The sequence below is a fragment of the Vibrio sp. 10N.286.51.C3 genome, from assembly GCF_003050065.1.
In the GTDB taxonomy this organism is placed as follows: domain Bacteria; phylum Pseudomonadota; class Gammaproteobacteria; order Enterobacterales; family Vibrionaceae; genus Vibrio; species Vibrio crassostreae.
In genome coordinates, this window is record NZ_PIGC01000024.1 from 64643 (window position 1) to 74971 (window position 10329).

The 10329-nt window shown below is 43.1% G+C and carries 7 protein-coding genes and 6 tRNA genes; 12 read left to right on the forward strand and 1 reads right to left on the reverse strand.

What is annotated here, in order from left to right:
- The first annotated feature begins 1 nt into the window (after position 1).
- On the forward strand, positions 2–1840 hold the full coding sequence (locus CWO27_RS21010; RefSeq protein WP_107899466.1) for an Eco57I restriction-modification methylase domain-containing protein: 1839 nt from the start codon (positions 2–4) through the stop codon (positions 1838–1840).
- A 140-nt stretch (positions 1841–1980) separates the two neighbouring features.
- On the opposite strand, the gene CWO27_RS21015 is transcribed toward CWO27_RS21010, so the two are convergent.
- Complete coding sequence (locus tag CWO27_RS21015; RefSeq protein ID WP_240699554.1) at positions 1981–2310, reverse strand: tyrosine-type recombinase/integrase; 330 nt, start codon at positions 2308–2310, stop codon at positions 1981–1983.
- Between the two features lie 385 nt (positions 2311–2695).
- Between CWO27_RS21015 and pncC the strand changes: the two genes are divergently transcribed.
- The 11 genes from pncC (at position 2696) to CWO27_RS21070 (ending at position 10266) form a co-directional block, all read left to right on the forward strand.
- Positions 2696–3190 carry a nicotinamide-nucleotide amidase gene (gene pncC / locus CWO27_RS21020; protein WP_102431727.1) on the forward strand — a complete coding sequence of 165 codons (495 nt, stop codon included), beginning with the start codon at positions 2696–2698 and terminating at the stop codon, positions 3188–3190.
- Between the two features lie 139 nt (positions 3191–3329).
- Complete coding sequence (gene recA / locus CWO27_RS21025) at positions 3330–4370, forward strand: recombinase RecA (RefSeq protein WP_017056586.1); 1041 nt, start codon at positions 3330–3332, stop codon at positions 4368–4370.
- A 331-nt stretch (positions 4371–4701) separates the two neighbouring features.
- On the forward strand, positions 4702–7284 hold the full coding sequence (gene alaS / locus CWO27_RS21030; RefSeq protein ID WP_048615632.1) for an alanine--tRNA ligase: 2583 nt from the start codon (positions 4702–4704) through the stop codon (positions 7282–7284).
- A gap of 220 nt (positions 7285–7504) precedes the next feature.
- The gene (locus tag CWO27_RS21035) at positions 7505–8686 is read left to right on the forward strand and encodes an aspartate kinase (RefSeq protein WP_102478623.1); all 1182 of its coding nucleotides are present in this window, start codon (positions 7505–7507) and stop codon (positions 8684–8686) included.
- A gap of 92 nt (positions 8687–8778) precedes the next feature.
- The gene (csrA, locus tag CWO27_RS21040) at positions 8779–8976 is read left to right on the forward strand and encodes a carbon storage regulator CsrA (protein WP_004415691.1); all 198 of its coding nucleotides are present in this window, start codon (positions 8779–8781) and stop codon (positions 8974–8976) included.
- A gap of 474 nt (positions 8977–9450) precedes the next feature.
- A tRNA-Ser gene (locus CWO27_RS21045) sits at positions 9451–9543 on the forward strand.
- Between the two features lie 43 nt (positions 9544–9586).
- Positions 9587–9663, forward strand: a tRNA-Arg gene (locus CWO27_RS21050).
- A 44-nt stretch (positions 9664–9707) separates the two neighbouring features.
- A tRNA-Ser gene (locus tag CWO27_RS21055) sits at positions 9708–9800 on the forward strand.
- A gap of 89 nt (positions 9801–9889) precedes the next feature.
- A tRNA-Arg gene (locus tag CWO27_RS21060) sits at positions 9890–9966 on the forward strand.
- A 67-nt stretch (positions 9967–10033) separates the two neighbouring features.
- Positions 10034–10110: transfer RNA gene (locus tag CWO27_RS21065), tRNA-Arg, on the forward strand.
- Positions 10111–10189: 79 nt separating this feature from the next.
- Positions 10190–10266: transfer RNA gene (locus tag CWO27_RS21070), tRNA-Arg, on the forward strand.
- Positions 10267–10329 lie beyond the last annotated feature (63 nt).

Consider the following 10329-nt stretch of genomic DNA (forward strand, 5'->3'; position numbering starts at 1 on the left):
GATGATGAAGCTGGAAGTTTTAAGTTTATTACGAGATTACACTGTTGCCATTAATGATGTGAATCGAATCATTGTTACGACGTTTTTGAGTCGCAACAACATCTTTGATGTGAATAATAATTACATATCTCAGCTGGTTATTGTTGACGGTGACCCCGATTATCATACCTTTTTGGCTTTTAAAGATAGATTGCAAATAGATACGTTTGATGACTTAGTTAAGGCATTTGAGTACATAATATCACCTGTGGACAAAGTTATTACAGGAGCTGTATATACACCTGAGCACATTCGACGAGATATAATTAATCGCATTATCAATAGTGTCGAAACTGGTGAGGTGGAGGGGACATTTTGTGACCCTGCTTGTGGGTGTGGAGGTTTTCTCTTTTCTGTGGCTAATAAGCTAAAGATACAACATCCTGAAATTAGCTTTTATGAGATATATAAAAAATTCATTTTTGGTGTAGACCTAAAAGATTATTCAGTAGAAAGAACCAAGATACTGTTAACGCTTTTAGCCATAACTAATGGAGAGGATAGAGACTCTTTTGAGTTTAATCTTTTTGTTGGTAATGCTCTGAGCTTTCAGTGGGGTAAGGTGCTAGAGGATTTTGATGGCTTTGATTTTGTTGTCGGTAATCCTCCTTATGTTGCCTCTCGGAATATTGACGAATCTTCACTCAGGTTATTGAAAGAATGGAGCGTTTGTCGGACTGGTCACCCTGATTTGTACATCCCTTTTTTTGAAATTGGACTTTCTATTTTGAAAAGTGGGGGATATCTTGGTTTTATCACAATGAATACGTTTTTTAAGTCATTGAATGGTAGGGCGTTAAGGGAATATTTTGGCGATAATCAACATGAAATGTGGATAACTGACTTTGGGTCCGTGCAAGTCTTTTCGTCTCGAAGCACCTATACCTGTATTTGTGTAATAAAGAAAGACTCCTCTGGTTCTGTTCACTATAGAAAGCTAGAGAACCTTGCAGAGTTAAGTGTTACAAATTATTCAACAATGCCTTACAGCTCTCTGAATCATTATGACGGGTGGAATTTAAACCACGCTAGTGTGATAGATAAAATTGAGAGAGTGGGCGTTCCGCTTAAGGATTTGTATAAAGTAAATAGTGGAATAGCAACCTTGAAGAACAGCGTCTATATTATTGATGTCGAGAGTGAGATTGATAATTGTTACGTTTTAAGTTGCGGGGCAAAAGTCGAAAAGAGTATATGTGTTGATGTGGTTAACCCTAATAAACTCATTGAAAATACAGACCTTTGTAAGCTAAAAAGAAAAATAATTTTCCCGTATCAATATGTGGATGATTTACCTCATATTATTCCTATTGATAGCTTTCAAGAAAGCTACCCTAATACGTACTCTTATTTGATGCAGCATAGAACTGTATTGGAGTCTCGTGATAAGGGTAAAGGGAGCTATGAGGAGTGGTATGCTTATGGTCGAAAGCAAGGGATGATTAAACATCAATATAAATTGCTATTTCCTCATATTACCCCCAAGACTCCTAACTATGTGCTTTCTGAGCAAGATAATTTGCTATTTCACAACGGCTTGGGCGTGCTTTCCAGCGATAGAGAATCTTTGGAAGTGTTAAGGGTATTGATGAGCTCTAGGCTGTTTTGGTTTTACATTATCAACACTAGTAAGCCTTATGGCTCAGGGTACTTTTCGCTGAGTAAGAATTATATTAAATCTTTTGGCATCTATCCTTTTAGTGAACAACAGAAAGACTTTTTGCTGAGTGGGAAGGGACAAGCTACGTTAGATGGCTTTATTGAAGATTTATATGGTGTCAATCTAGACTTGTTTGCTTGAGTATCTGCTTGTAATGATTGGGTGTCATTGCAAGCAGATAATTGCCGCATTTAGCCCACTAACCTTAACCCTTTTTGGCCGGCAATCGAGAAATCGCCCTTGGCTGCCTCTATATGTGCTCGCTCCACCATCACACCAGCTTACGTCTCTGTTCTAATACTCAGCTTGGCGTAGGCTCTCTTAACCTCGTTCCTGTCGATATGTGCTAATGCAGCCTCAATCACATCAGGGTCAAAGCTCTGCTCATTAAGAGTGGTGTTAGCGAAAGCTTTTAGACCGTGAGATACCAATCGCCCCTCAAATCCTATACGCTTTAATGCCATATTTGCTGACTGACCATTCACATGTCTATTCGGGCCTCTATGGCTCGGAAAGGCATATTTCCTATGCTTGCTAACGGGTTCTATTGTTTTGAGAAGAGAGAGCGTTTGAGGTGTTAGTGGAGCTGTATGAGGTTTTTTTATTTTCATACGTTCTGACGGTGCTATCTAAAATGACAACTCAACCAAGGTATATAAAGTTCAAGGGGTCAGCATAGACTGGCTCTTTTTTGTTTACGGAGCAATAATGACACTCATTTGCATTTATTTAGAGTGTGTCTTTATTACAGGTTTATGGGGCTCTCTAGTGTAGGTAAAAGTGTAGGTTGTTAGGTTGCGTTGATTTAAGGTGTTGATTTGAAAGTGTTAATATACTAATGCATCAGGAGTATGTTTTTGATCGGCTTTCACAGTTAACTTCTTTCGTTTATTTCTATTGCGGCTTAGGATACGTGAAAGCGTTTCGTGCGAAAAGCGGCTGATGCGAAAAGATGCGAATCCAAATGATATGACAGCAAATAAAGGGAAGCTGATGATGCAGATGACTCAAGACCTTAGTGAACAGCTTGGACATTTACTCGCTAAACACAAACAAGTGTTAGTGACGGCTGAATCTTGCACTGGTGGAGGTGTCGCGACTGCAGTCACTGACATTGCGGGCAGTTCTGGGTGGTTTGATCGCGCTTTTGTTACTTATAGCAATGAAGCCAAGCAAGAGATGATAGGTGTGCAGCTTAAAACCTTGATTGAGTTCGGCGCTGTGAGTGAGCCTGTCGTCATAGAAATGGCGAGCGGGGCATTGCAATACTCAAACGGGACTATCTCTGTATCGATCAGTGGCATTGCCGGGCCAGGTGGCGCGACCGAAGATAAGCCTGTTGGGACAGTATGCTTCGCGTGGAAAGCGCTAAATGGCTGGGATAAAGTAGAAACGCATGTATTTACAGGCGACAGATCACAAGTACGCCAACAAGCCACGCACCATGCCCTGCAAGTTATTTATGATTACCTATCAATGGAAGGTAAGTAACATTTGTACAAATTATTTTCATACAGGTATAGACACTGTATGAATCAACAGTATAATGAAAGCCAATTAGTCACCCCTATGTGGGTTAGAAATAGATTCTAGATCGCTTGTTGAGACAACCGATTATGTGGAGATAGAGATGGACGAGAATAAACAAAAAGCGTTAGCCGCAGCCCTTGGTCAGATTGAAAAGCAATTTGGTAAAGGTTCTATCATGCGTCTTGGTGATAACCGCACAATGGACGTAGAAACTATTTCTACTGGTTCTCTATCTCTAGATATCGCACTAGGTGCTGGTGGCCTACCGATGGGGCGTATCGTAGAAGTTTACGGTCCAGAATCATCAGGTAAAACAACGCTAACGCTTGAGCTTATTGCTGCAGCACAGAAAGTCGGCAAGACGTGTGCTTTCGTTGATGCGGAACACGCACTAGACCCTATCTACGCTCAAAAGCTTGGTGTTGATATCGATGCGCTTCTTGTTTCTCAACCAGATACGGGTGAGCAAGCGCTAGAAATCTGTGATGCACTGGCTCGTTCAGGTGCAATCGATGTACTTGTTATTGACTCAGTAGCAGCACTAACACCAAAAGCAGAAATCGAAGGCGAAATGGGCGACAGCCACATGGGTCTTCAGGCTCGTATGCTTTCTCAAGCGATGCGTAAGCTAACTGGTAACCTTAAGCAGTCTAACTGTATGGCTATCTTCATCAACCAAATTCGTATGAAGATTGGTGTGATGTTTGGTAACCCAGAAACAACAACTGGTGGTAACGCTCTTAAGTTCTACGCATCTGTTCGTCTTGATATCCGCCGTACTGGTGCGATCAAAGATGGTGATGAGGTTGTTGGTAACGAAACGCGTATCAAGGTTGTTAAGAACAAGATTGCTGCACCGTTTAAACAAGCTGAAACTCAAATCCTTTACGGTAAAGGCTTCAACCGTGAAGGTGAGCTTATCGACTTAGGTGTTAAGAATAAGCTAGTAGAAAAAGCGGGCGCTTGGTACAGCTACAAGGGCGATAAGATCGGCCAAGGTAAAGCTAACGCTGGTAAATACCTACGTGAAAACCCAGAAGTTGCTCTAGAGATCGATACTAAACTTCGTGAGTTACTACTGACTCCTGCTGTTCTTGAAGAGAAAGACGTAGAGAAAGAAGAAGAAAACGAAGAGCTATAAGCTAACGTTTTATAGAGTAGATGTTTGAAAGAAGCATCCGCTTGAAAGAACTTAAAGCCTCGCATATTTTATGCGGGGCTTTTTTATTGGAGCAGTTCCGTCGAGCATGTATTTGGTCAACTCTCTTTTGTTGACTGAGTTTCTTCGGTACTAGGTCGTCGATTTACTTCTGCTTTTCCACGGCTAGATATAGTGGAATATTCTTCATTTTATCGAATTCCCACTAAAATCCTGCCCAAGGGTGTCTTTTCTACAAGAAAACTAGTCGAAGCCTTAACCATGATCTACAATACGGCAAAATTCTAACTCGACTATTTTCAGGAAGAGCTGCATGTACATGAGCACTGATGAGGTTCGCAACGCGTTCCTTAAGTTCTTTGAGAGCAAAGAACACCAAATCGTAGACAGTTCATCGTTAGTTCCACATAACGATCCAACCCTGCTATTTACTAACGCAGGTATGAACCAATTCAAAGATTGCTTCTTAGGCGCCGAAAAGCGTGCCTACACTCGAGCAACTACGGCTCAGCGTTGTGTACGTGCGGGTGGTAAACACAATGACCTTGAAAACGTAGGTTTCACGGCTCGTCACCACACGTTCTTCGAAATGCTAGGCAACTTCAGCTTTGGCGACTACTTCAAAGAAGAAGCGATTGGCTTTGCTTGGGAATTCCTGACTGAGACTCTTCAACTGCCAAAAGACCGTCTGCTGGTAACGGTATACGAGACAGATGATGAAGCATTCGATATCTGGAACAAAAAAGTAGGTGTTCCTGCTGACCGTATCGTTCGCATTGGCGACAAAGAAGGCGGTAAACAGTTCGAGTCTGATAACTTCTGGACGATGGGTGACACAGGTCCTTGTGGTCCATGTACTGAAATCTTCTACGATCACGGTGAGCACATCTGGGGCGGCCGTCCTGGTACACCTGAAGAAGATGGTGACCGTTTCATCGAGATCTGGAACAACGTATTCATGCAGTTCAACCGTCACGCTGACGGTACAATGGAACCGCTACCTAAGCCTGCTGTAGATACAGGTATGGGTATTGAGCGTATTTCTGCAATCATGCAGGGCGTTCACTCTAACTACGAAATTGATGTATTTCAAAAGCTAATCAAAGCGACAGCGGAAGTTGTGGGTCATGACGATCTATCTAACCAATCGCTACGCGTTATTGCTGACCACATCCGTTCTTGTTCATTCCTAATCGCTGACGGCGTTATGCCTTCAAACGAAGGTCGTGGCTACGTTCTACGTCGTATTATTCGTCGTGCAGTTCGTCACGGTAACAAGCTTGGCGCACAAGGCGTGTTCTTCCACAAACTTGTGGGTGTACTGGCTGAAGTGATGGGCTCTGCGGCAGATGAACTTAAGAAACAGCAAGAGCTTGTTGAAAAAGTACTTCGCATTGAAGAAGAGAATTTTGGTCGTACTCTAGAGCGCGGCATGGTTATTCTTAATGACGCACTAGACGCACTTGAAGGCAAAGAGCTTGACGGCGAAACAGTTTTCAAACTTTACGACACATACGGCTTCCCAGCTGACCTGACTAACGATGTAGCTCGTGAACGCGACTTTACTATCGATGAAGAAGGCTTTGAGAAGGCGATGGAAGCACAGCGTAAGCGTGCTCGTGAAGCTGGCCAATTCGGCACTGATTACAACGCGACGATCAAAGTAGATACGAACACAGAGTTCTGTGGTTACACAGCAACTGAAGGTGCTGGTGAAATCTCTGCGCTATTTGTGGACGGCGAAGAGGTATCTTCACTATCGGCTGGCGACAAAGCAATCATCATCCTTGAAGAGACACCATTCTACGCTGAGTCAGGCGGTCAATGTGGTGATGCTGGTACACTAAAAACAGCGTCGGGTCTTTTCAAAGTACAAGATACTCAGAAGCTAGGTAACGCATTTGCACACCACGGTGAGCTAGTTGAAGGTGTATTTGCTAAGGGCGATAAAGTAGAAGCAACGGTTGATGCTGAGCGTCGTGCTGCTATCTCACTAAATCACTCTGCAACTCACTTACTTCACTCTGCATTGCGCGAAGTTCTAGGTGAGCACGTTGCTCAGAAAGGTTCTTTAGTTAAGCCAGATAACCTACGTTTTGACTTTTCTAACCTTGAAGCGGTAACACCGGCACAGATTAAAGAAGTAGAGCGTTTGGTTAACGCACAAGTTCGTAAGAACCACGTGATTGAAACCAACATCATGGATATCGAGTCAGCGAAAGAAAAAGGTGCAATGGCACTGTTTGGCGAGAAGTACGATGATGAAGTGCGCGTTCTATCTATGGGCGATTTCTCTACTGAGCTTTGTGGTGGTATCCACGCAAGTAACACGGGTGATATCGGCCTATTCAAGATCACCTCTGAAGGTGGTATTGCTGCGGGTATTCGTCGTATTGAAGCGGTAACGGGTGAAGCTGCTCTAGATGCAGTAGAGGCTCAGGCTAACGCTTACGAAGAGAAGCTTGCTGAATCAGCTAAGAAAGCGAAATCTCTAGAGAAAGAAATCCAACTGCTTAAAGAAAAGATGGCTGCTGCAGAAAGCGCAAACATCATGGGCAAAGTAGAAGACATCTCTGGTACTAAAGTTTTGGTTGCTGCAATTGAAGGCGCAGACAACAAGAACCTACGTACTATGGTTGATAACGCTAAAAACCAAGTAGGTAGCGGCATCATCCTGATCGCAAACGTAGCAGACGGTAAAGTTGGCTTGATTGCTGGTGTCACCAAAGACCTAATCGGCAAAGTAAAAGCGGGTGACCTTGTTAAGATGGTTGCTGAGCAAGTTGGCGGTAAAGGTGGCGGTCGTCCAGATATGGCTCAAGCGGGCGGTACTGACGTTGAAGCACTGCCAGAAGCACTTAAATCTGTGCGTACTTGGCTAGAAGAGCGTCTTTAAGCTTAAGTAATTGATACAAAGATGCCCAATCAGTTGATTGGGCATCTTTTATTTTGCCTATTGGAAGCGTGTTTAAACAAGGTTTGATTGAGATTAACCAAGAAGTCTAATGGTGGCGTTAGACTCCTTGGTTAATTTTTTATTGCTTCGCCCTGACGCGGAGTATGTGTTTTTTTGTCATATATAGACATTGGTCTTGGGAAGGTGAGGACGGGTGAAAATGCCTCTTATCGTGCAGAAATTTGGTGGAACGTCGGTGGGTTCAATTGAACGAATCCATCATGTAGCAGAAAAAATCATTGAAGCGAAAAATGAAGGGAACCAGATTGTGGTTGTCGTTTCTGCTATGTCTGGTGAAACAAATCGGTTAGTTAACTTAGCCACACAAATCGATAGTGTACCAAACGCTAGAGAACTGGATGTGTTGTTAACGGCTGGCGAGCAAGTTTCCATGGCCTTGTTAGCAATGACGTTACACAAGTTAGGTTATGAAGCGACATCGATGACTGGCTATCAAGCCAAGATACACACGGATTCTAATCATAATAATGCAGCGATTGAGCGTATTGATACTGCCCCGATTCAAGCACTGTTAGATGACAACCAGATTGTCATTGTTGCAGGCTTTCAAGGATTCAATGCGAAAGGCGATATCACAACATTAGGTCGCGGTGGTTCAGATACTACAGCGGTAGCGCTTGCGGGTGCCTTACAGGCGAAAGAATGCCAGATCTATACTGATGTAGATGGTGTTTACTCTTGTGATCCTAGAGTCGTGAAGCAATCTCAAAAATTAGATACTTTAGACTTCCCTTCTATGGAAGAGATGGCACGCCGAGGTGCTAAGGTTTTGCATCTTCCGTGTGTTCAGTATGCATGGCAGCACAACGTGCCATTGCGTGTGCTTTCAAGCTTTGAACAAGGCGAGGGCACATTGATCACGGGTAATCAGTGTTTGAATGATATTGCTGGTATCGCTATTCAAAGAGATATGGTGCGTATCGAGTGTTTGAATGAAGATTTACCGTCTTTCATTTCACATTGCCAACTGTTGGGGATCGAAGTCTGTAGTGTGATCGAGGAAACAGAACGGGCAGCACTCATTATTAAACAAGACATAAGTGCCAAATTAAAACTAGTTTTTGACGAGAAAATCCGTAATAGTGAACAGGTTAGTTTGTTAACTGTGGTAGGAAGCCGAACACAAGAAATTGTGGTCAGTTCACATGGATTGTTGTCTGAAGGCGAAATTGATGTACAGCATCACTTATTGCAGCAGCAGTCTTTAACTTTGGTGATATCACCAACGCAAGTCGATATGGCTGCTAACATATTACACAATGCATACATCGTAGCGCGTGAAACACAAGGTTATCCTAAAAAAGAAGTGCATTTTGGTTAAATAAACTCAATCGATAGTTTACGAAAATATAACTTTTGTTGGATAATGCTCTCGTAGCTAGATAAATTTAGAGATTACTCAAGGAGCAAAGAATGCTAATTTTGACTCGCCGCGTTGGCGAAACACTGATGATTGGTGATGAAGTAACAGTTACTGTACTAGGCGTTAAAGGTAACCAAGTACGTATCGGTGTTAACGCACCTAAAGAAGTATCTGTTCACCGTGAAGAGATCTACATGCGCATTCAAGCTGAAAAAGGTAATGGTAACGTTGCATCTGGCAACTACTAATACTTTTGCGTAGAGAAGAGGCTAGCATTGTTGCTAGCCTTTTTTGATCTTGGGGAATCGAAACACTCATTATGACATAGATGAGTTGGATAACGGATCGGGCTCAAAGTTGTGAAGTGAATGCTTTGTGATGTTGTGAGATACAGACAAGGTTGAACAGAACTGTTGCTCTCTATTTTGTTTGGCAAAACTCAAGATTTATTAGCTTCCCCTATGGCGAAAATACGCATCCCGTAGTATTGTGCCATCAGCGGTAGCACTTGCTGCTGGATAAATTAGATAATTGTTTTCGGCTGTTTATTATTGCCAATCTTTCACCTTAATTTTTAAGGGAAAAAGCGCGATTTGAATCTTATAAGTTCAATTTGCAAGCGCTTTGATTAAATAGCAAACGGTTGAGTGTTTTTGTCCAATTTTTTTCAATAAAGTGTTTGACATATTTTCGGTAAAACGTAATATGTGCCTCCGCAAGACGGTGAGGTGGCCGAGAGGCCGAAGGCGCTCCCCTGCTAAGGGAGTATGTGGTTTGTAGCTGCATCGAGGGTTCGAATCCCTCCCTCACCGCCATTTCTTGCGAGTCTAAAGTTAGCAATTTAGACAATGTAAATGTGCGTCCTTAGCTCAGCTGGATAGAGTACCTGGCTACGAACCAGGCGGTCGGAGGTTCGAATCCTCCAGGACGCGCCATTCTCTCTTCTCTTACTTGTAAGTGATGTGAGAATAATGAATTAGGTGAGGTGGCCGAGTGGCCGAAGGCGCTCCCCTGCTAAGGGAGTATGTGGTTTGTAGCTGCATCGAGGGTTCGAATCCCTCCCTCACCGCCATTCATTACAGGCCGATGGCCTTTTTTTTTCTTCGTAGCAAGAAGAATGTGATATATTTCACAACTTCATTCTTAATGAATGAACACCGTGCGTCCTTAGCTCAGCTGGATAGAGTACCTGGCTACGAACCAGGCGGTCGGAGGTTCGAATCCTCCAGGACGCGCCACTATTTAAGGGTTTATTTCTTATATGAATGAAAACCCTTGTATTGACTAAGTTGATACTAAAACCGTGCGCTCTTAGCTCAGCTGGATAGAGTACCTGGCTACGAACCAGGCGGTCGGAGGTTCGAATCCTCCAGAGCGCGCCACTATTTAGGGTTTAGTTCTTATAAGAATGTGAATCCTGATATTGATAAATCGTTCGTCGAGAATTAATATCAAAACCGTGCGTCCTTAGCTCAGCTGGATAGAGTACCTGGCTACGAACCAGGCGGTCGGAGGTTCGAATCCTCCAGGACGCGCCACTCTTTAGGGTTTCCTTGTGAACTCCTGATATTGGGAATACTGATATCGAAAACCGTGCGCTC

Excerpts from the sequence above, each read along its gene's own strand:
- CWO27_RS21010 (WP_107899466.1), top strand. The coding sequence starts at position 2 with ATGATGAAGCTGGAAGTTTTAAGTTTATTACGAGATTACACTGTTGCC.
- alaS (WP_048615632.1), top strand. The coding sequence starts at position 4,702 with ATGTACATGAGCACTGATGAGGTTCGCAACGCGTTCCTTAAGTTCTTT.
- pncC (WP_102431727.1), top strand. The coding sequence starts at position 2,696 with ATGCAGATGACTCAAGACCTTAGTGAACAGCTTGGACATTTACTCGCT.
- csrA (WP_004415691.1), top strand. The coding sequence starts at position 8,779 with ATGCTAATTTTGACTCGCCGCGTTGGCGAAACACTGATGATTGGTGAT.
- CWO27_RS21015 (WP_240699554.1), bottom strand. The coding sequence starts at position 2,310 with ATGAAAATAAAAAAACCTCATACAGCTCCACTAACACCTCAAACGCTC.
- CWO27_RS21035 (WP_102478623.1), top strand. The coding sequence starts at position 7,505 with ATGCCTCTTATCGTGCAGAAATTTGGTGGAACGTCGGTGGGTTCAATT.
- recA (WP_017056586.1), top strand. The coding sequence starts at position 3,330 with ATGGACGAGAATAAACAAAAAGCGTTAGCCGCAGCCCTTGGTCAGATT.